Consider the following 24,920-nt stretch of genomic DNA (forward strand, 5'->3'; position numbering starts at 1 on the left):
ATAATTAGTTATATTTAGTTATAATTGAATATGTCAAAACGAAAGGGGATTTTTTTATGAACAAATTCACATTACGATCCATCGGGGCACTTATACTTTCTTTCCTTCTTATATTTAGTGCTGCTTGTACAAGCGGGGAAAAGAAAGAAAAGTCAGCTGCTAAAGAGGGACAAACAGTCGAACTTACTATATCCGCTGCTGCAAGCTTACAAGATGCACTAAAAGAAATTGAAACAAAATATAAAGAAAAAGAACCTAATATTAAACTTTCTTTTAACTTCGGTGCTTCTGGTGCACTTCAACAACAAATTGAGCAAGGTGCACCTGCTGATTTATTCTTCTCTGCAGCAGAGGATAAATTCCAAACTCTTGTTAAAAAAGGATTTATTGATGAAAAAGAAGGGAAAAACCTTCTTGGAAATGAACTAGTTCTAGTCGTTCCAAAAGATAGTGCTCTTACAAAATTTCAAGATTTAAAGGATGAGAAAATCAAGAAAATCGCACTTGGTACACCCGAATCTGTACCTGCAGGAAAATATGCAAAAGCTTCTCTCACATATGAAAATCTTTGGAATGACGTTCAAAATAAAATCGTATTTACAAAAGATGTTCGCCAAGTGTTAACATATGTAGAAACAGGTAATGTTGATGCTGGTATTGTATATAAAACAGACGCTCTCGTTTCAGACAAGGTAAAAATTGTAGAAGCGGTAGCAGCTAATTCTCATGAGCCAATCCACTATCCTTTAGGTGTTATAAAGGAATCTAAGCATAAGAAAGAGGCAACTTCATTCTATGAGTATTTACAATCAAAAGATGCACAATCTATCTTTAAGAAATATGGATTTACAATCCTGCCATAATCGCTATGAGCTTTGATGCAATTTTGTCACCTGTCTTTCTATCCTTGCGAGTAGCTGCGTGCGCCACAATAATCGTTACGATCTTAGGAACGATTATTGGACGAGCATTAGCGCGCTCCTCGTGGCGATATAAAGTACTACTAGAAACTATTTTCTTATTACCAATGGTGCTTCCACCAACTGTTATCGGCTTTTTTCTAATTATCATTTTTGGAAATAACAGTCCCATTGGAAAGTGGATTGAATCATTATTTCAGCAGTCCATTATGTTTACATCTACTGCTGCTATCATTGCTTCTACAGTCGTTGCATTTCCGCTCATGTACCAATCAGCAAAAACAGGATTTTCTATCGCAAATGTACAAATTGAAGATGGCGCGCGCGATCTTGGTGCAAGTGAATATCAAGTTTTTCTACATGTTACACTCCCGCTTGCATTCCCCGCACTACTTAGCGGTATGATTTTAAGCTTTGTTCGCGCACTCGGTGAATTTGGTGCAACTTTAATGTTTGCAGGAAATATACCTGGCAAAACTCAGACGATTCCAACGGCGATTTATATGGCTATTGATGCGAGTAATATGCAACTAGCTTGGACACTTGTAATCATAACGATTAGTATGTCCCTTCTATTCTTACTATGCATTCAACTCATTAATAGAAGAATTACTACTTCTTAAAGCAACTTTCGACAAAAGTTGCTTTTTATTTCCCGAAAAATAAAATGATTTGATTAATAACTGAATTTTTACCCTTATTTAAATATACATTTTATTTGAATTCACTTTCTAAAATAGGCAATTTCCTGTTATTATATGAAAGTGTTTCAAAAAATGAAGAAATGAAAACGCATTTATATCGTAAATTCTTCATCCTGTTTTAGCGATCGGTAATCTTCTACTCTATTAGTGGGGCATTACCGATCGTTAGAACGATATGTAATTATATTGGTATAGAAAACCGAAGGGAGTCTTGTAATGGACATTTTATTAGCGCTTCTTCCTGCAATCGCATGGGGAAACATCTTATTAGTAAGCGTAAAAATGGGCGGTGGTGCATATAGCCAAACGGTAGGTATGACAATCGGTGCTCTATTCTTCGCAACAACTATGTATGTATTTACTCAACCAACTTTAACAATGACAGTCTTGATTGTTGGCTTTATTTCAGGTTTATTCTGGGCTTTAGGACAAGTAAACCAATTAAAAACAGTTGAAAAACTAGGTGTTTCAACTACTGTAACTATTTCTACTGGTATGCAACTTGTTGCAACTTCTATCTTTGGAGTTATCGCTTTTCGTGAGTGGACTACTACTACAACGATTGTTCTGGGAACGATTGCAATCCTATTAATCGTAGTTGGTGTAGTATTCACATCACTAGATGATAAAGAAAATGCACAGCCACCAGGACAATTGAAAAAGGGACTTCTTACTTTAATTGTTTCTACTTTCGGTTATCTTGTATATGTAATTATTATTCGTTGGTATAACATTGATGGTTGGTCTGCTATTTTACCACAGGCAGTTGGTATGTTCGTTGGTGCGGTTGTACTGACGTCTAAACATAAACCATTTAACAAATATGCAATTCGTAATGCTGTATCTGGTTTACTTTGGGGAACAGGAAACTTATTCTTACTTCTTTCATTACCACGTGTCGGAGTAGCGACAAGCTTCCCATTATCTCAAACTGGAATCGTTATCTCAACATTCGGTGCGATTGTCTTCTTAGGTGAAAAGAAAACAAAACGTCAATTGATCTTTATTGCTCTAGGTAGTGTTTTAATTATCGGCGGCGCTGTATTGCTTGGTATGACAAAAGCATAAATTTATACTATATTTAAACCCCCTGAAACGTATATGCTTCAGGGGGTTTTTTGATTACAATTATTTTCTAAATATAATTATTTACACGTTCTCGCTCTTTATGGTTTTTCTTCCATTCTAGCAAGCCATCGATACATAAAAATAGATTAATAATAGCTAATACTAACATGACGTATAAGCCCGTTGAAATATAAATCACAATGCTAACTATGTTATACAAAATCCATAAATGCCAATTTTCTAAGATTTTTCGACTCAGCATAAATTGAGCTACTAATCCTAATACAGCGTTTAAAGCATCTAAATATGGACTTGTCGATTCTAAATAACGGACTTGATAATATCCCCAACCAATCCAAGCAACTAAAATAAAAAGTATATAAATAATCCATCCTTTCAAATCTAAGCGAACTGTCGGTTTTACCTTCTCCTCCCCACTACGCGCAATCCAATAATACCAACCGTACACATTAAATATAAATTGGAAGGCTGCTAATACTGCCATTGCGTATAAGCCTTGTGTAGTGAAAATATACAGAAATACCGCAACTGTAATCATCCCAAATAAAAAGTTTGATACCTTTTCCCTTGCAAGTAACCAAACATTAATAATCCCCATAACCGATGCGAAAATTTCAATATAACTTGATCGGATATAGAATCCAACTAATATGCAAATAATACTAGAAATGAGTAAAAAAAGTGGACTTCTAACCATATTTATCTCTCCCCAGATATGTAATAAACTCCCTATCAACAGTATAAGAAATAACTCTTATACTTACTATAAATTTTCTCCTGTAAAACTCCCCACTCATCTATTCCACTTACGATAAGCCGTTTCTTTTTACAAAATTCTCTTAAAAATGGTATCGTTTTTTATAACATATTCTCATCAGAAAGGAATAAAGGATATGCCTAATAAACATCGAATTTTATTTATTGGTGCCGGTCGTATGGCAGAAGCTATATTTGCTGGACTACTTACAACAAGTAAAGAATACATCGAAGAAATTATTGTTTCCAACCGAAGTAACATAGAAAAACTAACGCAATTACAAACTCAATATGATCTATCGATTACAACAGATTGGAAACAGCATATTAAATCTGTAGATACAATCGTTTTAGCAATGCCGCCTGTCGCACATGAACAGCTATTAGCGGATCTATCCCCTCTTCTAACTAATCAATTTGTCGTGACAGTTGCTGCCGGAATCGGACCATCTTATCTAGAAGAAAGACTTCCCCAAGGGACACCTGTTGCTTGGATTATGCCAAATACAGCTGCTGGAATTGGAAAGTCTATCTCCTTATATACGACGGGACATTCTGTAGCTGAAACACATCAAGAAACGTTACAACTTCTTTTAAAAGGTATCGGTACCTCACAGTTTTGTACCGAAGAGGAAGTTCACCAACTTACCGCAGTTACTGGTAGTGCACCCGCTTTTCTCTATCACTTTGCTGAAGGGTTAATTGAAGCAACGAAAAGCTATGGTATTGATGAGGAAACAGCAAAACACCTTGTTATTCAAATGATTGCTGGCTCTGCCGCTATGCTCCAGCAAAATCAGGATCCAGCTATGCTCCGCGAACAAGTAACAACACCGGGAGGTTCAACGGCTGAAGGCTTAAAAGTTCTATATGAAAATAATTTTTCAGAAGTCATTCAACAAGCAGTTGAAGCGACCAATAAAAAAGCTAGGGGGAATTAATATGACTTTAACAAGTTTAAACGACTATACAACATTACATAACGGCGTGAAAATGCCTTGGTTCGGCTTGGGTGTTTTTAAAGTTGAAGATGGTACAGAAGTAATTGATTCTGTAAAAGCAGCTATAAAAAATGGATATCGTAGTATCGATACTGCTGCGATATATAAAAACGAAGAAGGCGTTGGACAGGCAATTCAAGAATCTGGTATTCCTCGTGAAGAGTTATTCATCACTTCAAAAGTGTGGAATAGTGATCAAGGTTACGAGTCAACACTACAAGCATTTGAAACTACATTAGAAAAATTAGGTCTAGAATATTTAGATCTATATTTAGTACATTGGCCTGTAAAAGGAAAATACACTGAATCATGGAAAGCTTTAGAGCAGCTTTATAAAGATGGTCGTGTTCGTGCTATCGGTGTGAGTAATTTCCATATTCACCATTTGCAAGACGTATTTGAAATTGCAGAAATTAAACCAATGGTTAACCAAGTGGAATACCACCCACGTTTAGCACAAGAAGAATTACATGCCTTCTGTAAAGAACATAACATCCAGCTTGAAGCTTGGTCACCATTAATGCAGGGGCAGCTACTTAATCACCCAACATTACAAGAAATCGCTACGAAATATAATAAATCGACTGCACAAGTTATTTTACGTTGGGATCTACAAAATGAAGTTGTAACAATCCCTAAGTCTATTAAAGAACACCGCATTATTGAAAATGCAAACATCTTTGACTTTGAATTAAGCTCGGATGATATGAAAGCAATTCAAGCTTTAAATGAAAATCATCGCGTTGGTCCAGATCCTGATAACTTTAACTTCTAGTAGGGAAACCACTGCCATATGCAGTGGTTTTTTTATTTTTAATAAAACTGAAAATTTAAACTATATTCCATTTGATTGACACTTCATTATCTAAGGTGTAAGATTTTGAATTATCAAAGAAACACAAAAATTAATAAAATTTATTTGTTTACTCATTGTATCAAGAGAGGTGGAGGGACTGGCCCTTTGAAACCTCGGCAGCAGGTTCATTTTGAATACTGTGCCACTTCCTGCAAGCTTTGTGCTTGAAAGATAGAATGAGGGACTTCGTTTATATACGGGCGCATAACTTGTACGTAAAAATCCCTCTTTCTCAATACGAAAAGAGGGATTTTTTATTTTTCATTTCCCTCATCATCATCCAAACTTAATTATTTAGGAGGAAAATCAAATGAAAAAGAAGTTTGTACCCGGTATTGCATCAGTTGTAGGAGTAAGTATTTTATTAACTGGTTGCGGTAGTTATAAAAACGAAGCGAGCGGAGCAAATGCAAAAGACGAGGCACCTAGTAAACAGGTTTTAAACTTATCTTCACCTACCGAAATACGAACAATGGATACGGCTCGTGCTACAGATACTGATTCTGGTCAAGTAATGAGAAACGTATTTGAAGGTTTGTATAATCTTGGCGAAGGTAACAAGCCTGTCCCTGGCGTTGCAAAATCTCATGAAATAAATGGCGATAAAACGAAATACACATTCCATTTACGAGATTCAAAATGGTCAAACGGCACTCCTGTTACAGCGAAAGATTTTGTCTTCGCTTGGCAAAGAGCTGTCGATCCAGCAACAGCCTCTGAATATGCATTTCTATTCTTTGATATTAAAAATGCAACAAAAATTAACAACAAAGAACTTCCTGCCGATCAACTTGGTATAAAAGCAGTTGATGACCATACGTTTGAAGTAGAATTAGAGCGCCCTGTTCCATATTTTATTAGCTTAACGGCGTTCCCAACATTTCTACCAATCAACGAGGAATTCTTTAAAGCACAAGGTGATAAGTACGCTTTAGAAGATAACAAAATCTTGTACAACGGAGCTTTTACACTAAGCGATTGGAAGCATGAACAAAGCTTTAAATTTAAGAAAAACCCTACCTATTGGGATAAAGATAATGTCAAACTCGAAGAAATCAATTTCAACGTTGTGAAAGAGAAATCAACAGAAGTAAATTTATTCGAATCCAAACAATTAGACCGTATAAAACTAACATCTGACTTCGTTGATAAATATAAAAAGGATGCTAACTTTAAAGAACGTCCGAACGTAGGCGTACAGTTTTTACGTATGAATCAGCAAAACAAAATACTTCAAAACGTTTCTGCACGCCAAGCAATCGATCAAACAATTGATCGAAAATCTTTTGTAAATACGTTATTAAATGATGGCTCTACACCAACCTTTAGTCTCGTGCCGAAAAACTTTGCAAAAGGGCCTGATGGAAAAGACTTCCGTACTGCAAACGGCGATTTAACAAAAGTTGATACAACATCTGCACAAGAATTATGGAAGAAAGCAAAAAAAGAACTTGGTTCTGAAAAGATAACATTAGAATTATTAACAAGTGATGGTGACCTTGAGAAGAAAACTGGTGAGTTCCTAAAAGGACAACTAGAAAAGAATTTAGATGGCTTAACGGTAAATATAAAACCGCAACCACGTAAACAACAAGTTTCACTCTTATTAAAAGGTGACTACGAGATTGGAATTGACGGTTGGAGCCCTGACTTTGCTGATCCAATTACATTCCTTGAACTATTTACGACGAATAACCCTTACAATTTAGATCATTACTCTAATAAAGAGTTTGATGACACAATTGAAAAAGTTAAAACTACTTTGGCTGGTGATGAAAAAGCTCGCTGGGAAGCGTTACTAGCATCAGAAAAAATCTTATTTAAGGACTCTGTTATTGCTCCTCTTTACCAAAAAGGAGAATCTTATCTAGAGCGTTCTTATGTGAAAGGCATTGTGCAAGTAGACTTTGCAGGTCAATTAAACTTCAAATGGGCAAAAATTGAAAAATAAAGTGAAACTTTAATCAGCCCTCACCAATCGGGCTTTTACGGGCAGTTGATCCCCCCTAACTTCTTTGCTTTCACTGAATTTTGAGGTGAGGATCTTACTGCCCGTTAATGCGGGATAAAATGCAACTTAGATCATCGTGTTCTCACCCACACCCATTGTTTTTTTAGCAAAATATATTAAAAGCAGATTCCCTAATATGAGGAAATCTGCTTTTTCAATATATTATTCCAAGAAATTAACACTCCACTTTTTATTATTTACATATAGTTCTTTCCAGTGTTAATATTCTAAATAATCAAAGAAACAAAATATTTTACCATCAAAATGTAATGTCTACTAAGTTGAAACATATAACGATAGATTATAGTTCAACATGTATATACATATAGAATACCTGATTACCTATATACACATATTTATAATAGGTTTTCTCTCCTTCTATAGCTACACTTCAAGACATGGACATTATGACGTTACGAACAACACATTTAGGGAGGAAAGAACAATGAAGAAAAAAGTTGTACCTGTTGTTGCATCTGTTTTAGGGGCAAGTCTACTACTAACTGCTTGCGGGGGAAATAAAGATAATGCAGGCGGAGCAAAAGCGAATGATAAAGCACCTGATAAACAAGCGATTAACTTATCATTTGCTTCAGAAATTCCAACAATGGATGTTGCAAAAGCAACGGATGGGGAATCCATGAACGTAATGCGAAATGTTTTTGAAGGTTTATATGCTATAGGAGAAGATAATAAACCGATTCCTGGTGTTGCTGAGTCGGTTGACGTAAGTCCCGATAAAACAAAATATACATTCCACCTGCGTGATTCAAAATGGTCAAACGGTACTCCTGTAACAGCAAAAGACTTTGTATTCGCTTGGCAACGTGCCGTAAACCCTGAAACAGCAGCTGAATATGCATTCTTATTCTTTGATATAAAAAATGCGAAACAAATAAATCAAAAAGAAGCAGCGATCGATCAATTAGGCGTTAAAGCTCTTGACGATAAAACTTTAGAAGTACAACTGGACCGCCCTGTTCCCTACTTCTTAAGCTTAACGACATTCTCAACATTCTTACCAATTAATGAAGACTATTTAAAATCTCAAGGCGATAAATACGGTTTAGAAACAAATCATTTAATTTACAATGGTGCTTTCACATTAGATAACTGGAAACATGAACAAAGCTTCCAATTGAAGAAGAACCCTAACTATTGGGATGCTAAAACTGTAAAACTAGAAGAAATCAACTTCAATGTCGTTAAAGATAAATCTACAGAAGTTAACTTATATGATTCAGGACAAATTGATCGCGTTGCTTTAACTGCGGAGTTTGTTGATAAGTATAAGAACGATACCAACTTCAAGGAACGTGCTGAAGTCGGTATCCAATTCTTACGACTAAATCAGAAAAATGCAGTATTAAAAAATCAACATGCACGCCTCGCTATTAACGAAGCAATGAATAAAAAAGCGTACGTAGAAACAATTTTAAATAACGGTGCAATTCCAGCCGAAGGAATGGTTCCTGCGAAGTTCGCAAAGAGCCCAGACGGCAACGACTTCCGTAAAGAGAATGGAAATCTAGTCAAAGATGATGTAAAAACGGCAAAAGAAAACTGGAAAAAAGCGAAACAAGAACTTGGTACTGACAAAGTAACAATTGAACTATTAACAAGTGATAATGCTTTAGCTAAAAAAACTGGCGAATATTTAAAGGGTGAACTAGAAAAAAATCTAGATGGATTAACAGTGAACTTAAAGCCTCAACCACGTAAGCAACAGTTAAAACTACTATTAAGTGGTGATTACGAAATCGGAATCGATGGCTGGGGTCCTGACTTCGCGGATCCTATTACATTCTTAGATCTATTCACAACAGATAGTGCTTATAACTTCGATAAATACTCTAACAAAGAGTACGACGAGCTTATTCGTAAAGTAAAAACTGATTTAGCTGGTGATGAAAAAGGTCGCTGGGAAGCAATGAAGCAAGCTGAAAAAATCTTATTACAAGATGGTGCTGTTGCTCCTTTATACCAACAAGGCCGTTCTTACCTACAACGCGGATTTATTAAAGGACTTGTAACAACTGACTTCGGTGGTGAATTTAACTACAAGTGGACAGAAGTTGCAAAATAATCAACGCTAGTAAAAAGGTATCCCATGAAGGATACCTTTTTTATTTTATATTTCTTTAACTACAGAACTTCTTCCCTTCACCATCTCTTTTATACCTATAGTAATTCCCGCTACCAATTGTGTAACTAGTATAATAAGTAATAATGAAATAATATTTTTCTCCAAACTAACTCCGCCGAATATTATTGTATAATAACCATTTACTGCGTATGTTGCGGGAAATAATTCACCGATCGTTTGATATGTTTTAGAAAGCATTGCATGTGGTACGATTACACCTGAACTTACAAGTTGTAACGATAGCGAGATAATATTAAAAATCATACCTGCATTTCCGAAAACAGTTATGAACATTTGTGTTAATGAAAGAAATGCGAAGAAGACTATTGCTTGAAACATCAATATACTCCATACTGTTTCATGCATTTCAATTTGAAATCCTTCCATCAAGCCAATTGTAATACATGCAAGTAAAATTGATACTGTACCGTTAATGATTTGTCTTGATACGAAATTACTCCAACCGTTCTTTACTTCCTTTGCAACTTTTGAAAGTTCCATACTCATGATCATTGCTCCTACAAATGAAGCTAATACCATCATTAGTGGTACCATATTAGCCGAAAATCCTTTTGCATCATTTACTTTGTGAACTGTAAAGCCAATTGAATCTTCGGTTAAACCTTTTATCATTCCTAAATTCTTAGGTCCTACAGCTTGTAATTTTCCAACAATCGCTTGTTTCTTATAACCTGCTATCTCTTTATTTACGTTGTCTCGAATTTGTTTTGCAGCCCCTTCCATCATTTGCTTTGCCATCATGGCATTCGCTTGATTAATGTGGAAGTTTAAATTTGCTTTTCCTGTTTCATTTATATCTTTTGAAAAAGAAGTAGGAATTTCAATAATCATATCGTACAAATGGTCATTCATTTCTTTATTTGCTTTTTCCACAGACTGTTCCGCTTTCACCTTAAATGGTAAATTTCTCTGCAATCCTTCTGCTATTTTATTGCCTATATTTCCATCCTCATTCACAATAGCGATACGCATTTGATCTGCTCTTTCATTCACTCCATCATACGCCGTTAACCAAACACAAAAGAAAATCAGTTGGAACGATAGCGCTACTACCATCCCTACATACGTACCTGGTCGTTTTAAAAACTGTTTTAATGTATCCATATTCCCGCTCCCCTACATAGCAAGCAAGTACTTACTTGCATTTTATTTTAAATAAATACTAGGGTCTTAAAGCCCTAGCATATAAAACTATATTATTCTCAATAAATTTCTCATCATCAATTTCCATAATTCGGTTTTCAAAGCGCAATTTAGATAGAAAGTAACCAAAATTAATCCATATAAAATTCATTACTTGCGCTTCAATATTTGTATGAATAATCTTGCCCTGTTCCTGCATCTTGGCAAAATAAATTATTAATTCCTCTTTTAATCCTTTTGGAATTTTAGAGATTTCCTCATCTAATTCCGGAAATTCTCTCGCCTCACGTATACCAATAGAAATAATATCTTTTATGCTATTTAAAAATTTATGATAATGCCTTGCTAAGTTCTTTAAATCAGTTTCTAATTCCCACACAATTTCTGTTTGCAAAAATTGTTTTAAATGCGGTATATATGAAAATTCAGCAACCGCCGCTTCAATAACACCCTTCTTACTTTTAAAATTGCGGAATATCGTTACCTCATTAACACCTGCACGCATTGCAATTTCTTTCGTTGTCGCTGCGGTATACCCTTTTTCTTTCACTAATTCAATTGCCGCTTGAATGATTTTTTCTGCAGTCTTTGAGCGCGCCATAAAACCCTCTCTCTCTAATGCAAGTGATCACTTACATTTAGATTATATAACTTTTTTAATAATTGTCAATAATCTTCTTGTACTTCTTTTGCATTGAAGTAAAGCTCATAATAAATATAAACATTAGATATGTTTTCCATTTCAAAGAAAGTATATGCCCTGACCAAAGGTAACTAATTAAATAGTTGATTCCCCTAATACATGAAGATACTACTAGACTTATACTCATTAGTTTTACATATTTGAGCATACTTTTCCTCCTTACTTTTTTATTTTTCTACTTCTTCAAATTGCGCATTAACCCTTGAAACTATAAGTAAATAATTTATTTTCAACACATACATAATTACATGATTTTGGGAAAAACTTGTATAGAACAAATTTACATAAGGAGGAATTTATAATGAGAATTTTACTATCAATTTTATTAGCTCTTATGCTAGTACCTGCATTAACAGGATGTAAAGCTCCTGCAAAAGAAGATACAACCTCTAATAAAAAGACTACAGAAGAGGCAAAAAAAGAAGCTCCTGCTGATTTAAAGCTAAACTTCAATGAATTCGATTTAAAAGCGGACTATCAGGATACAAAGAAAGACTACGAAGCTGATTATAAAAATGTAGCAGCCGATAAAAAAATGGAAGCAAAAGTTGAAGACCATAAAGCAGATGTAAAATTAACAGGCGACGAGGCTATTACAAAATTAAGCCCACTTCTACAAGAATTAAAATTTGATAAAGATACTCCTGACCAAGAAGTAATTGATCAAGTAGTAAACGTGTTCAAACTTGATAAAGACTACCAAAAATTCGCTTTAGAAGTTGTATTCTCTGATGGAACGAAAAAAGAATATAAAAGAGAAATAAAATAAAGAAGTAGGCGATTGCCTACTTCTTTATTTTATTTTTTAGCATATCGTAAGCTCGGTTGAGATCCTACGTAGTATTCTAATCCAGATACAGATGATTTTTGTAAATAAGAATCTGTTGGGAATACAAGTGGGATTAAAGGGTATTCTGTAAACATAATATCTTCTGCTTGATGTAATAAGTCAAAGCGTTTATTTTCGTCTTGTTCTAATTTTGCTTGATTAATTAAATTATCGAAGTCTTTATTAAACCATTTTGCATAGTTATTTGGTCCATCCCCTGCATAAATTTCTAATTGAGCAGCTGGATCTAATGTAGATCCTCCCCAGCCCATATATGCGATTTGGAAGTCACTTTGTTTATACATATCAATATAACTTTTCCACTCTTTACCTTCTATTTTTACATCTACACCAAGATTTTTCTTAAACATTTCTTGAAGTGTTTCAGCTATTTTCTTCTTATCTGAATATTTCACTGTCACTTCTGGAAGAGTAGTCCATCCTTCTTCTTTCATTCCTTCTTCTAATAACGTCTTAGCCACCGCAGGATCATATTTAAAATAGTCACCTTTCTCTTTACGGAAGTCGCGACCACTTTCTGTTTTTGCTCCTTCTGGTACAAATCCATATGCTTCTTTTGCATTATTCTTTAATACTTTCTCTACGATAAACTTACGATCTACAGCCAATGCAAAAGCTTTACGAATTTTCGCATTTGTAAATGGTGGCTTTTCTGAATTAAATGAGTAAATATGAGTTGAGTAGTCTTGCATTTTTTTAAACTCTTTATTGTTTTGTTCCTTTTCAATTAAATCTGTTGGTATGTGAGATAGTAAATCTAGTTCTCCAGATTTGTATAATTGATACGCTGTTTTACCTTCAGGAATAATACGGAATTCAATTTCTTTTGATGCTACTTTTTTATCATGAAACTCTTTATTTTTTTCTAGAATAATCGCTTGATTATGCTTCCATTCTTTCAATGTGAAAGGACCATTTGTAATTAATTCTTTTGGATCTACTTTTAGTTTACCTTTTTCATCAATAGATTTTTTATTAAGTGGAATATATAACGACTGAGATAATGTTCGTTTAATAGATGTTACTGGATGTTCAAATTGTAGCTTTAGAGTTACATCATCTACCGCTTGAATTCCTACTGCATCTTCTGCACCTTTCCCTGTATTAAATGCTTCTCCACCTTTAATGAAATATAGTTCTGTTGCATTCATAGAACCCGTTTTAGGATTTAATATTCTCTTCCAAGCGAATTCAAAATCTTTTGCTGTTAACGGGGAACCATCAGACCATTTCAATCCTTTTTTCAAATAGAATGTGTACTCTTTTCCATCTGCCCCAGCTTCCTCTTTCTCTACTAAATCCTTTTCAAATTTCCCATCAGTTGTCTGTCTATACAAAGTTGCAAATAAGTGCTCAATTACATAATTAGAGTTATTATCCGTTGAAATTGCTGAATCTAGCGTATAAGGATCACTACCAAGATTCGTCACAAAACGGTCTCCTTTACTAGCACTTGCTTTTGAAGTATCTTTCTTGCCACAAGCGACAGAAGTAATTGCTAATACGGTCATAATGACAAATAATAAAAACTTCTTCATCTTACATTCCCCTTTAACCTAAAATTTTTGGTGTTGATGCTAATAATGTTTTTGTATAAGAATGTTGTGGATTACGGAATACTTCGTCCGTATATCCAAATTCAACAAGTTCTCCTTTGTATAAGACAGCCACTTTTTCACATAAATAGTGAACCATCGGTAAATCATGTGCGATAAATAAATATGTATAGCCTTGTTCCTTTTGAATCTTTTGCAGCAAATGTACAATTTGGATTTGCAGTGAAACATCTAATGCTGAAATTGGTTCATCAAGGATTAATACTTCTGGCTCACATAATAGCGCTCTTGCAATGGCAATACGTTGACGTTGTCCTCCGCTAAATTCGTGTGGGTATCGATCAATATATCGCCTATCTAATCCAACACGTTCTAGCGCATCACCTGCCACCTTATCTTTCAATCCTTTATCTCCTAAACCGAATGAGATATATCCTTCTGTTACGCTATCTCGTACTTTCCAGCGCGGATTTAATGCAGCCGTTGAATCTTGAAAAATGAACTGTACTTTCTGTAAAAAATCTCGCTTATGAGCTGACTTCAGCTTGTGAACAACTTGGCCGTTATAATCAATTTCACCAGACGTTGGGCCCTCGATCCCAGCTATGAGCTTACCAAGTGTTGTCTTTCCTGAACCACTTTCTCCAATAATGCCCAGAGTTGTTCCTTTTGGAATAGAAAGTGATATATCTTTTAACGCTGCGATTTCTTTCTTTTTACTTCCATACGTTTTCGTTACTTGCTTTACAATAATTAAATCTGTCGTCATGAGGCATTCACCTTCTCTTTTGATTTCGCTTGGTCATGCTCTAGAACATGTTGCCAACAATGTGAACTGTGTTCCTCAGAATATGATGTTCTATCAGGGAAACGATGAATACATTCTTTTATTGCTACTGGGCATCTATTTACAAATGGGCATCCAAAGCTATTTAACGTTTCAATTGATGGCGTTGTTCCCTCAATGGACCTAAGTACCTTTTCAGAATCATCCATATTCGGAATAGCTTGCAATAAACTTTTCGTATATGGGTGCTTAGGTGAACCTATTACTTCTTGTATCGTTCCTTTTTCAACAACACGTCCCCCGTACATCACAACTACTCGATCCGCTACTTCACGTACAAGTGCCAAATCATGTGTAATTAATAAAATACTCGTATTTTGTTTTTCCTTTCTTTCTTTTAACAACTCCATAATTTGCTTTTGAATCGTTACATCTAATGCTGTTGTAGGTTCATCTGCAATAACGAGCTTCGGGTGACAAGCAAATGCAATTGCTAAACAAATACGCTGCCTCATACCTCCGCTTAACTGATACGGGTATTGTTCAAAACGTTTCTCTGCCTCATGTATCCCTAAATCATTTAGTAAGTTAATTGCAATTTCTTTTGCTTCTTTTTTCGATTTCTTTTCATGCTGCACAATTACTTCTGTAATTTGTCTTCCAACCTTCATCGTCGGATTTAAAGATGAAAGCGGGTCTTGAAAGATAAAGGAAATATCTTTCCCGCGAATGTGATTCCATTCTGATTCTTGTAAATCTGTTAATTCCTTTGATTGGAAAGATACATTTCCATCATCAATATGAATCGATTCTTGATTTAAGCCGATAATTGATTGCGCTGTAACACTTTTCCCTGAACCACTTTCTCCAACAAGTGCAACTATTTCACCTTCGTTAATAGAAAAGGAAACATGCTTCACAATTGCTTGCTTACTATTCTCTTTTTCAACGGCCAACGTTACGTTTTCTAAAGATAAGATTTGTGCCATGTTTTTTCTCCTTTCGATTACGTTTTGCGATTTTCGGATCAATCGCATCTTGCAAACCGTCACCAATTGCATTAAATGCGAACATGATGAGCGCAATCATCAGCGATGGGAAGAAAAGTTGCCACCATTCCCCGCTTAATAATGTCCCGAGCGCATCATTTGTCATCGTCCCCCAGCTCGCTGCTGGTGATTGTACCCCTAGTCCGATAAAGCTTAAAAATGATTCTGAGAAAATAGCTGCTGGAATTGTAAATGATAAATTTACGATAATAATACCTGTTAAATTCGGAATGATATGTCCGTATATAATCTTCATATGCGATGTACCTAATCGTTCTGCCGCAATAACAAATTCTCTTTGCTTTAAAGATAAGACTTGCGCCCTAACGAGACGTGCCATACCAATCCAACCTGTTAATGCAAGAGCAATAATGATTGTAAAAAGTCCTGGTTTCATAATGATTAGTAGTAAAATAACAATTAATAAATATGGAATACCGTATAGTACTTCAATCCCTCGTACAATCCACTCATCAATTAACGTTCCAAGGCGATTACGCCCTCTCACATATCCACTAAAGCCCCCAATTAGTACACCAAGTCCTATATCAAGAACGGCCGCTACTAATCCAACTACTAATGAAATTTTCCCTCCAGCCCAAGTACGTGCCCAAATATCCCGACCTAAATCATCTGTTCCAAACCAATGCTCACTACTAGGAGGTAAATTTGTCGCCTCTTTTACTTGTTCACTCGCAGTAAAAGGAGTTAAACTTTCACCGATAAGAGAGAAAATAATAATGAGTAATAATGTCACCGTTCCTAGAACTGCGATTGGATTTGATACAAACTTACGAAACACTTCTTTTTTTCGGCTAATCGTTTGCTGCTCTTTATTTATTGTTAATTCTTTTTTCTCTTCATTCGTTAATAGCTGTTTATTGATTTCATAAGCTCCCATTTAAATATCCTCCCTCCTTATGTAATAGAACGAATACGCGGATCAACAATACGGTGAATAATATCTGTAATAAAAATACAAGAAATTAATAATGAACTATAGAAGATTGTTGTTCCCATAATGACTGGATAATCCCGGTTAAAAATACTATCTACAAAATATTTTCCGAGACCAGGAATTGCAAAAATCTTTTCAATAATGAACGTCCCTGTTAAAAGCCCAGCCATTAACGGCCCAACAAACGTTAGTACTGGAACAATCGCATTTCGAAGGGCATGCCTTATAATAATCTTCTTAATTGGTATACCTTTCGCTCTTGCTAATTTAATATAATCACTCTGCAAAACTTCAATCATATTAGAGCGAACAAATCTTGTAATAACCGCGATTGGCCCTAATGCTAATGCAAAGGATGGCAATACCGTATGTTCGAATGTGCCCCAAGATGCAACCGGTAAGAGTTCAAATTGAATAGCAAATACTTGTATAAACAATGGTGCTAAAATAAAACTTGGAATAGAAATACCGAGAATCGCAAGTAAGCTCACACTATAATCAATTACTTTCCCATGATATAGAGCTGCAAATGTACCTGCTGCAATTCCGACTAATAATGAAATAACAAGTGCTTGTAAACCAATAATCGCTGATGGACCAAATCCTGTCGTTATAATTTCTGATACGCCTTGCCCCGTCGATTGAACGGATTCACCAAAATCAAAATGAACTACACCGTCTAAATAAGCAACATATTGATTCCATAATGGTTCATCAAGGTGATACTTCGCTCTCATATTCTGCACAACTTCCGCCGGAAAGATCTTTGCATCCGATGAAAATGGGTCCCCCGGAATAATGTGCATAATCAAAAATGTTACTGTTGTAATAATCCATAGTGTAAATACCATAACTGATAGTTTTTTAATAACATACACTTCGATAACCACCTAAACAAATGGATTTACTCTGTTTTATTGACATATTTGTTGCCATTACTCCTTCTCTACTTCTTAAAACACAAAAAGCCTTGATCTTAAAAAATAAGATCAAGGCTTAATAAACGAAGGCCCATCACTTATCTTTCAAGACTTGCTTGCTGGAATTAGCACGGTGTTCCTGTTACAGAACCCGCTGCTGAGGTGTCATAGGGCCAGTCCCTCTACCTCTCTGGATAAGTAAATTGCTATATTATTATTTGGTTCAAATTGTATATTTTGAATTATAATTCTGAAAAAATGAAAAGTCAATCAAATTGGATATATTTAGAAAAATCAGTTTTCTATTATATTAGTTATTGAAATTACAATCTTTCGCTTATAATAAAAAGAAATTGTATTAAAGGAGTTATAAGATGGATCCACTACTTCTGGCTACTATAGGATTGCCATTAACAATCGTCATACTCGTCATCATCGGCTTCTATAAACTCTTCATTAAAAAGAAAAGCATCACTTCTTTTTACACTCCATTCGATAATATTACTGGCCAAACAATTTCAGAATTTCACGAAGAACAGAAGGTATTAGTATCCGAGGATGAAGACGGAGATGGTAAAAAGAAAAAATAACCTTGCGCATGCGCAAGGTTATTTTTTCGCCTCTGTTTGAAAGCGTTTATAGTATGTCGATGCTGTTGAAAAATTAACTTCTATATCACGAATCAACGATGAGTCTTCTTCTGCTGCTAACTTCTGCAATTTTTTCATTGCTTGTTCTGATTCATTTAAGAAACCAACATATAGTTCATGTTCGTCCTCTTTCGACTTCGGCACACGAATTTCTTTACGCATATGATCAATATCTTCTAACATGCCCGTCGTTACCTTCTGCACCTCTTCTTTATATTTAGCATTAGTTATTTCCTTACCGCCCTTTTCTTTTGCCACTTCAAATAACTGTAACGTTTTATTAATTTCTTTGTTCATCTTCACATCATATTTTTCATGTAACTCGTTATATACTTTCATATCTTCTGTTTGCTCAGTAGATTGCTCTACCTTTTCTTTTGGTTCTTTCGTGTCTTTATTTCCATTACATCCCGCTAGAAGGAGCATACCCCCAAGCATAGCAATACCCAAAACCTTCTTCATCTCTTCTTCTCCTTTTATCTACAGCTATTACTCATTATAGTTTCTTTTATCTCCACTTGTTATTATACCGAGAACGCCCTACTTTTTACACTTAAGACGATACCTTAATATACATGCCTACATTTTTGTCACAGTATCGTCACTTTATACAAATAACTTTTGCATCACCTTACGAAACTGTATGAGTTATTTCAAAGAAATGAAAAAAGAGCTGATTCAAAACATGTTTGAATCAGCTCTTTTTATGAATTAAGCCTCTAAATTTTGTCTTTGTTGCAGTTCAAACTGCTTCTCACTTCTTCTGGCCATAAATAGATAACATAACACAGCACCAATTTCACAAAGCGCTATCACAACCCCCATCGGTAATGCGGTATTGCTTCCGCCAATACCTACTAATGGTGCAACAAGTGCTCCTGAAATGAACTGTAATAAACCTAGTAAAGCTGATGCTGTTCCTGCTGCTTGTTTTTGATTTCTCATCGCTAACGAGAAGCCGGTTGTTGATACAACCCCAACACTTGATACAACAAGAAATAGTGAGCATAAAACACCGATTAGCCCTATTCCAAGTGCGATTGTAAGTAGTAATGATAGACCGCCAACAGCCGCAATAATAATACCAGCAACAAATAAAGTTTTCTCATTAACTTTCCCCGCTAAGCGGCCAGTAACTTGGCTAGCAATAATAATACCAATACCGTTAATTGCAAAGAACAAACTAAACTGTTGTGGTGATGCCCCGTATATATTTTGCAACACGAACGGTGAACCAGAAATATAAGCAAACATTGCAGCTGTTACTAACCCTTGCGACAATGCATATCCCATAAATAAACGATCTTTCAAAAGCTTTCCGTATGTTGCCAGCGTTCCTGATAATCCACCTGTCTCTCTTTCTTCAGGAGGTAATGTTTCACGTAATACGAAAGTAGCTGATATTAGCATGAATACACTAATTGCTCCAAGCACGATAAAGACGCCGCGCCATGATGTGAACTGTAATAATTGTCCTCCAATAATCGGTGCCAAAATAGGTGCTGCCCCGTTTACTAACATAAGTAATGAGAAAAACTTCGTCATTTCAGAACCTGAATACATATCGCGTACCATTGCACGTGATATAACAATACCAGCAGATCCTGAAGCACCTTGTAAGAAACGTAAAAGCACTAAACTCCAAATAGATGGTGCAACAGCACAAAGTAAAGAAGAAGCAACATAAATAATAAGAGCGATAATAAGAGGTTTGCGTCTTCCGTAAATGTCACTGATTGAACCAATAAATAACTGCCCTACTGAAAGCCCAAGCAGACAAGCAGTTAATGTAAGCTGCGCGAGGGATGCACCCGTTTGTAAATCATCCGTTAACTTTGGTAAAGAAGGCAAATACATATCAATAGATAATGGCCCAATTGCCGTAAGTGTCCCTAATACAAGAATCATCCATAACCTGTTTGTCTTTACAGGTTTATATACTTCGTGATTAACTCCATTCACTTTTTCCATTCACCCTTTCATATAAATACTCAATCGTAACAATTATAGTTACAACATAAATATACGTCAAGTATACCGTATTTTCCTGTTTAATAATGTAAAAAAAGCGATAGAATCTCTATCGCTTTACTTTTTCAAATTACTATTTGTAAATTTAGATACAGATGCCATCATTTCCCCTGTGTCTAAATATGTGATTTGAATTGGATCTCCTACTTCTGTAAACATTGCATATGGGAATTTCTTCGCCGGTACCATGAATACTTTTTGCTCGTTTTCTAATAGTACGTACACAATCGTATTTTCACCTGATTTTTCTTTATACACACGTTGTACAGTACCTTCTTTTTGCGCTTCTTTCCCATTTGAAGTCGGTCTAAATGAATCACCACTTCCGCTCAGCGCATTTTTATAATTCTCAAGTGCTTCTTTTTGCGTTGAACCTGTTGCAAACACTTTTGCATTAGAAGCATATATGACAGTATGAGCACGTACTAATCCGCCGTCATCAATAACCGGTACAATCCAAGAAGGTTTACCATATACGTTATAAATAACCGGCATTGTTCCATGCCATTTCTCTCTCTTAAAGGAATTATCCACTACTTCTGTAGCAGCCGAACCGTCCATAATTCCCTTCACTTCTTTTCCGTTATAGTAATACAACTTTCCTGTACGTGCATCAACTAATGAGTAACCGAGAGCAGAATCTACTCCTTCTTTCGGAGAGGTAAAGTCTGTAAAGTAATACAATTTACCATCCTTCCCAAAGATTGGCGTAACGCCTTCCTTCGTCCCCCACTCAGTCGGCATCTTCATGTCAGTTTGTGAGAATTTCGTATTCCAAAATCCGTGAATATATTTTCCGAAGTACGTATTTAACGTAGATGCTGTTTCATGATTTAATACACCATCAATGAATTTAGGTGCATTCCCTTTATCATATCGTTTCACATCACCTGTTTGTGCATCAACAACGACAACGCCTTCTACTTCAAACCCTGATCTTCCTGAAATAAACTCACCGTATGTCATTGTATAATACGGTTTTCCTTTATCATCAACTTCAAATTTGGGTTTCCCTTTAAAAACTAAATCTGGCTCTGCTTTTCGAACGACACGTTCTAATTTATTACCGAAAAACATACTTGGTACATACTTCATTTTATATCCAAGATGTAATTTCGCTTCCGCATCAGGATTTGTACCTGACATTGTTACGTAACCTGGAATTGTTTCCGCTTTACGTGCTTTAAAAAATCCCGAAACTTCTATCGGTGCTACATACAATGCTTCACCATTTACCATTTGTGGCGTTAATTCCCCTAGCTCAAAATAAGCTACTTTCGGAATATCACCAAATACCTTTTTCATTTTATTCTCCGCTGTTTTAGGCGGAACTGTAAACGGTTGGTCATTTTCAGTAAATGGCTCTGAAATATCTTTCTCTACTTTCACGACCGAATCATATTTCTTTTGCGAGATTACTATATCGTGCAAATAACCAAAATAGCCGTAACTTGCGAGTAAAACGAACATTAGAAGTCCTTTTAGCGTACCTTCTAATTTCCCTACCTGCTCTTGTGAGAATAAAACAAGCCCAATTAAAATCGCTACTGCAACAGAATAATGAGTAAGAATAGAATCTGCTCGATCATCAATTAGCCAAAAATATTCATAGATTGCAATACCTATCCAAAATAAAACAGGAATAACTAAAATAGATGATTTCTTACCCTTTACAACTTTCTCATTTCCTCCTTTATCCACCGCGCGAATTTTATTACCGCTTCTAGTCCATGGAATCAAAAACAAAGTGAGAATAGCTAAAACTATAAATTTCATCAAAGGCAATGTCCCCTTTTCTTTTGTCTTCTCCATAAGTATAACAAATAAAGGGTAATCAGGTAAAAATGGGTATGATTATATTTTTTTGCTACTTAATACAATTCCACTCACTGCATATAAAATAGATGCAATATAAAAAATGGTGCCAATCGTAAAGAAATCTACTAAATATCCCGTTGCAATAACTGCTACTGCTCCTCCAACCGATGTCCACACATGATATTTTCCAATCTCATAACCAGCTTTTTTCTGTTCTACCTTTCGTGCTAACGACGTCTTCTCCGTATTGCGCTGCACAGCACCTAAAATACCCATTAAAATTTGGAGAATGTATACATGCCAAACTTCTGTTGCAATAGGAAAACAAAGCATTAATATAGCCATAGACCAAGCGTATACAATTAATAGCTTTCTATCTCCCATTCTGTCAGAAATTCTCCCAACTAACGGATATACTAGAGCTGAAGTTAAGGCAAATAAGCCGTACGCCCAGCCAAATTGCGAGAAACTATTTCCTACATTTCGAAGCAATAGTATATAAAAAGGAAATACCATACTACCCGCCATCATAATAATGCTTTGTGAGGCTACAAATCTTCTATATGTCATTTGCTATACTCCTTATAAAATAAATTCACAAACCTTTCCTCTGGATCTACTTCCTTCTTCTTCCGAAGGAATTCTTCTATGCGAGGATACGCTTTCTTTAGTTGCCCCTTTTCCGGATAAGAATAATACGGTAAATAATAACTTCCATTATGCTTTAAAGTAACATCAATCATCTTCTGAATGACCACTTTTGTTTTCTTTATTTCATCCTCAGAACGCCCTTGATTAATTAGAAGCACAAGCGCAAACATATCATCTTTCGCATAAGATAGCACCGCATTCTCATTCTTTTCTACATAGCGGATTGTAATGTTAAGAAGGTTTAATTCCTCTTCATTTAAAACAATTCGCAAATCATCTATATACTCTGCAAAACCATCTATCGGTACAAAGTACTCTTGTAAAACTTCGGTCAAGTTTGGATTATCGTATTCCATAAAAGCACTATCTGATCTCATTACGTTATTTCGAGTTTCGTACTTACCATCTGTACGTTCAAAATAACTTCTTTGTATATCCCAAAATGCGCCCTTTCCCCAGTCACTATAACGCGATAACCCAAGTAAGAATTTCGGCGCAGCTATAATATTTTCTTCTTTTAATTTGCTGTACTCTTTCAACTTCTGTTGATCTTCTGCCAGTACATAATCTGTCACATACATTTCTTTTAAAAATGAATTTGGGGCAACAGAAATACGTGCTAAATGCATACGTATATTCTCGTCCCTTCGCACTTTATTCTTAAAGTATGAAGAGTATTCTTTATAATCTAGTACCTTCGTATGCGTTTCATACAATTCATCGTTTGTTAACTGTAGCGTCACATCTAAAATCACACCAAACAATCCGTATCCCCCAATTACATACGGAAACAAGTCAGCATTTTCTTCTCTACTTACATTACGTACTGTACCATCTGCCATTAACAATCTGAACGACTCTACTGTATCAATCAATGCTTCATGACGAATATCACGCCCATGTACATTTACACTTAATGAACCACCAACAGTAAAAATATTTTGAGATTGCATCACTTGAACTGCAAGACCATATGGATTGATTTTCTTTTGAATGTCATTCCATGTGACACCGCTTTGCACCCTAATCCTCTTCTTCTCCGGATCGAATTCTAATATTTCATTATACCCTTTCATATCAAGCATCGTACCGTTCGGATAATACGTCTGTCCGCCTTGGCTATGTTGCATACCTGCAATAGAAATCTTCTCTCCAGAAACAGTTGCATCTTGTACTAACTTTTTTAATGAACTTTCATCCTCAGCATTTTCAACACGTTTAATTTTCGTTGGAAGCAACTTCCCTACATCACTCATAATAGGATGATCCAGTTGCTCTTTGTATGTATATATAGAAGTCGCGAGCAACACTGTATACGCTACAATAACAACTACTATCTTTCTTTTTTCCAAATGGCACTCTCCTCTTCTAACGTTCTTCCTCTTCATATTGTACCTACTTTCCTACGAAGAAGGTATTAACAAAAAAGAGAGAGACCCTTTATTTTAGGTCCCTCCCTCATCCAGACTGTTACTTTGCTGCTGGCAGCTGTATTGGCTCAAACTTTTCGTAAGATGTATATTTTGCATTCGTAATAATGTGTGCCTTATCCTTACCATTACTACTCATAATCATATCTATCTTCGCTGATTCATATTTAAAATCTTTTGTAATGATATATTCTGCATCCACTTCTTCTATCTTTGCGTTTTGTGCTTGTAGCATTTTCTTCTGCGTTTCATCCATGCTAGCTAACATACTCTCTGTTTCTTGCCCTTTTAATATGAACTTCAGTTTATATTTGTCTCCGCTTTTCTCCATCTTCATTTTATCTAAAACTACTGCTGGTACTTCTAAATTATCTACAATATCTTGAGTTGCTTTCATTCCGCTAGCATTTAATTGCTCCTCCGGTACAGATATAACTTCTCCTGTATTAGGATTTTTCACCTGACCAGCAACTTTACCATCCACAGCATACACTACAACATCTGTACCAGAAACATTCATTTCAGAACGAGAATTCTTTTTCTTTGGCTCTAATTGCATTTTAGCCTTTAGTATATTCATCTCTGTTCCTTCAGCTTTTATCTCTACATCATATGTCATCGTTACATGTTCTTCATTTTTAAAAGCTTCATTCGCTTTCTTGAAAACATCCTTCGCTGCTAATTCCTTCTCTTTTTGCATCGATTCTTTTTTCGGTTCATCCGTCTTTGTTGTTTTTTCATTACTACACCCTGCACCTAAAATAACTGCAAGGATCATACTAGAAGTTAAAATAAGTTTTTTCATAATTCCTCCTCCTTTCCAAAAGGATATCATCTATTTTCCTTTGAAATCTATATACTTTTTAATAT

General features: G+C 35.4%; 24 protein-coding genes and 2 riboswitches. Of the genes, 9 read left to right on the forward strand and 15 right to left on the reverse strand.

Annotated features, from left to right (window positions below):
* The first annotated feature begins 56 nt into the window (after positions 1-56).
* From modA to I6L50_RS03950, 3 genes are all read left to right on the forward strand, one after another.
* A complete protein-coding gene (gene modA, locus I6L50_RS03940) occupies positions 57-863 on the forward strand; it encodes a molybdate ABC transporter substrate-binding protein (RefSeq protein WP_219300631.1) in 807 nt (268 codons plus the stop codon).
* Between the two features lie 5 nt (positions 864-868).
* Positions 869-1,543 carry a molybdate ABC transporter permease subunit gene (modB, locus tag I6L50_RS03945; protein ID WP_002029397.1) on the forward strand — a complete coding sequence of 225 codons (675 nt, stop codon included), beginning with the start codon at positions 869-871 and terminating at the stop codon, positions 1,541-1,543.
* A gap of 297 nt (positions 1,544-1,840) precedes the next feature.
* The gene (locus I6L50_RS03950; protein WP_002009926.1) at positions 1,841-2,692 is read left to right on the forward strand and encodes a GRP family sugar transporter; all 852 of its coding nucleotides are present in this window, start codon (positions 1,841-1,843) and stop codon (positions 2,690-2,692) included.
* A 67-nt stretch (positions 2,693-2,759) separates the two neighbouring features.
* Here the strand turns inward: I6L50_RS03950 and pnuC are convergent, their stop codons facing one another.
* A complete protein-coding gene (gene pnuC, locus I6L50_RS03955) occupies positions 2,760-3,410 on the reverse strand; it encodes a nicotinamide riboside transporter PnuC (RefSeq protein ID WP_002091429.1) in 651 nt (216 codons plus the stop codon).
* 196 nt (positions 3,411-3,606) lie between these two features.
* Here pnuC and proC point away from each other — a divergent pair, with 196 nt between their 5' ends.
* From proC to I6L50_RS03975, 4 genes are all read left to right on the forward strand, one after another.
* A complete protein-coding gene (gene proC / locus I6L50_RS03960; protein ID WP_113938330.1) occupies positions 3,607-4,410 on the forward strand; it encodes a pyrroline-5-carboxylate reductase in 804 nt (267 codons plus the stop codon).
* A 1-nt stretch (position 4,411) separates the two neighbouring features.
* Positions 4,412-5,245, forward strand: coding sequence for an aldo/keto reductase (locus tag I6L50_RS03965; RefSeq protein WP_002063472.1), 834 nt, complete (start codon positions 4,412-4,414; stop codon positions 5,243-5,245).
* A gap of 154 nt (positions 5,246-5,399) precedes the next feature.
* A riboswitch (SAM riboswitch) is annotated at positions 5,400-5,504 on the forward strand.
* A gap of 132 nt (positions 5,505-5,636) precedes the next feature.
* Positions 5,637-7,277 (forward strand): peptide ABC transporter substrate-binding protein, encoded by a 1,641-nt coding sequence (locus tag I6L50_RS03970; RefSeq protein WP_219300633.1) that lies wholly within the window; start codon positions 5,637-5,639, stop codon positions 7,275-7,277.
* A 505-nt stretch (positions 7,278-7,782) separates the two neighbouring features.
* The gene (locus tag I6L50_RS03975; protein ID WP_219300635.1) at positions 7,783-9,423 is read left to right on the forward strand and encodes a peptide ABC transporter substrate-binding protein; all 1,641 of its coding nucleotides are present in this window, start codon (positions 7,783-7,785) and stop codon (positions 9,421-9,423) included.
* 45 nt (positions 9,424-9,468) lie between these two features.
* Here I6L50_RS03975 and I6L50_RS03980 read toward each other — a convergent pair whose 3' ends face one another.
* The 3 genes from I6L50_RS03980 to I6L50_RS03990 are packed head-to-tail and all read right to left on the reverse strand — an operon-like array spanning position 9,469 to position 11,498.
* Positions 9,469-10,608, reverse strand: a complete 1,140-nt coding sequence (locus I6L50_RS03980; RefSeq protein ID WP_219300637.1) for a YhgE/Pip domain-containing protein — start codon at positions 10,606-10,608, stop codon at positions 9,469-9,471.
* Between the two features lie 58 nt (positions 10,609-10,666).
* On the reverse strand, positions 10,667-11,248 hold the full coding sequence (locus tag I6L50_RS03985; RefSeq protein WP_113938326.1) for a TetR/AcrR family transcriptional regulator: 582 nt from the start codon (positions 11,246-11,248) through the stop codon (positions 10,667-10,669).
* A 55-nt stretch (positions 11,249-11,303) separates the two neighbouring features.
* Positions 11,304-11,498, reverse strand: coding sequence for a hypothetical protein (locus I6L50_RS03990; protein WP_113938325.1), 195 nt, complete (start codon positions 11,496-11,498; stop codon positions 11,304-11,306).
* 153 nt (positions 11,499-11,651) lie between these two features.
* Here I6L50_RS03990 and I6L50_RS03995 point away from each other — a divergent pair, with 153 nt between their 5' ends.
* Positions 11,652-12,119 (forward strand): YusW family protein, encoded by a 468-nt coding sequence (locus tag I6L50_RS03995; RefSeq protein ID WP_113938324.1) that lies wholly within the window; start codon positions 11,652-11,654, stop codon positions 12,117-12,119.
* A gap of 29 nt (positions 12,120-12,148) precedes the next feature.
* Here I6L50_RS03995 and I6L50_RS04000 read toward each other — a convergent pair whose 3' ends face one another.
* The 5 genes from I6L50_RS04000 to I6L50_RS04020 are packed head-to-tail and all read right to left on the reverse strand — an operon-like array spanning position 12,149 to position 17,428.
* Complete coding sequence (locus I6L50_RS04000; RefSeq protein ID WP_219300639.1) at positions 12,149-13,738, reverse strand: peptide ABC transporter substrate-binding protein; 1,590 nt, start codon at positions 13,736-13,738, stop codon at positions 12,149-12,151.
* 13 nt (positions 13,739-13,751) lie between these two features.
* The gene (locus tag I6L50_RS04005) at positions 13,752-14,525 is read right to left on the reverse strand and encodes an ABC transporter ATP-binding protein (protein ID WP_219300641.1); all 774 of its coding nucleotides are present in this window, start codon (positions 14,523-14,525) and stop codon (positions 13,752-13,754) included.
* On the reverse strand, positions 14,522-15,532 hold the full coding sequence (locus tag I6L50_RS04010; RefSeq protein ID WP_219300643.1) for an ABC transporter ATP-binding protein: 1,011 nt from the start codon (positions 15,530-15,532) through the stop codon (positions 14,522-14,524). Before I6L50_RS04010 ends, I6L50_RS04005 begins: the two co-directional genes overlap by 4 nt.
* Positions 15,489-16,493: an ABC transporter permease gene (locus I6L50_RS04015; protein ID WP_219300645.1), complete on the reverse strand. Its 1,005-nt coding sequence runs from the start codon at positions 16,491-16,493 to the stop codon at positions 15,489-15,491. Before I6L50_RS04015 ends, I6L50_RS04010 begins: the two co-directional genes overlap by 44 nt.
* Positions 16,494-16,510: 17 nt before the next feature.
* The gene (locus I6L50_RS04020; RefSeq protein ID WP_113938320.1) at positions 16,511-17,428 is read right to left on the reverse strand and encodes an ABC transporter permease; all 918 of its coding nucleotides are present in this window, start codon (positions 17,426-17,428) and stop codon (positions 16,511-16,513) included.
* Between the two features lie 137 nt (positions 17,429-17,565).
* Positions 17,566-17,671: riboswitch (SAM riboswitch) on the reverse strand.
* A 173-nt stretch (positions 17,672-17,844) separates the two neighbouring features.
* Here I6L50_RS04020 and I6L50_RS04025 point away from each other — a divergent pair.
* Positions 17,845-18,060: a DUF3951 domain-containing protein gene (locus I6L50_RS04025; RefSeq protein WP_000371390.1), complete on the forward strand. Its 216-nt coding sequence runs from the start codon at positions 17,845-17,847 to the stop codon at positions 18,058-18,060.
* Between the two features lie 18 nt (positions 18,061-18,078).
* On the opposite strand, the gene I6L50_RS04030 is transcribed toward I6L50_RS04025, so the two are convergent.
* The 6 genes from I6L50_RS04030 to I6L50_RS04055 form a co-directional block, all read right to left on the reverse strand.
* A complete protein-coding gene (locus tag I6L50_RS04030; RefSeq protein WP_219300647.1) occupies positions 18,079-18,582 on the reverse strand; it encodes a hypothetical protein in 504 nt (167 codons plus the stop codon).
* Between the two features lie 249 nt (positions 18,583-18,831).
* Positions 18,832-20,091: a multidrug effflux MFS transporter gene (locus I6L50_RS04035; protein ID WP_088038167.1), complete on the reverse strand. Its 1,260-nt coding sequence runs from the start codon at positions 20,089-20,091 to the stop codon at positions 18,832-18,834.
* Positions 20,092-20,208: 117 nt separating this feature from the next.
* The gene (locus I6L50_RS04040; RefSeq protein ID WP_012260186.1) at positions 20,209-21,927 is read right to left on the reverse strand and encodes a DUF3981 domain-containing protein; all 1,719 of its coding nucleotides are present in this window, start codon (positions 21,925-21,927) and stop codon (positions 20,209-20,211) included.
* A 78-nt stretch (positions 21,928-22,005) separates the two neighbouring features.
* The gene (locus I6L50_RS04045; protein WP_219300649.1) at positions 22,006-22,539 is read right to left on the reverse strand and encodes an MFS transporter; all 534 of its coding nucleotides are present in this window, start codon (positions 22,537-22,539) and stop codon (positions 22,006-22,008) included.
* Positions 22,536-23,972 carry an FAD-binding oxidoreductase gene (locus I6L50_RS04050; RefSeq protein WP_219300651.1) on the reverse strand — a complete coding sequence of 479 codons (1,437 nt, stop codon included), beginning with the start codon at positions 23,970-23,972 and terminating at the stop codon, positions 22,536-22,538. Before I6L50_RS04050 ends, I6L50_RS04045 begins: the two co-directional genes overlap by 4 nt.
* Positions 23,973-24,090: 118 nt before the next feature.
* On the reverse strand, positions 24,091-24,855 hold the full coding sequence (locus I6L50_RS04055; protein ID WP_219300653.1) for a hypothetical protein: 765 nt from the start codon (positions 24,853-24,855) through the stop codon (positions 24,091-24,093).
* Between the last annotated feature and the right edge of the window lie 65 nt (positions 24,856-24,920).

It is taken from the genome of Bacillus sp. FDAARGOS_1420 (assembly GCF_019344915.1).
GTDB classification, from domain to species: Bacteria; Bacillota; Bacilli; order Bacillales; family Bacillaceae_G; genus Bacillus_A; species Bacillus_A mycoides.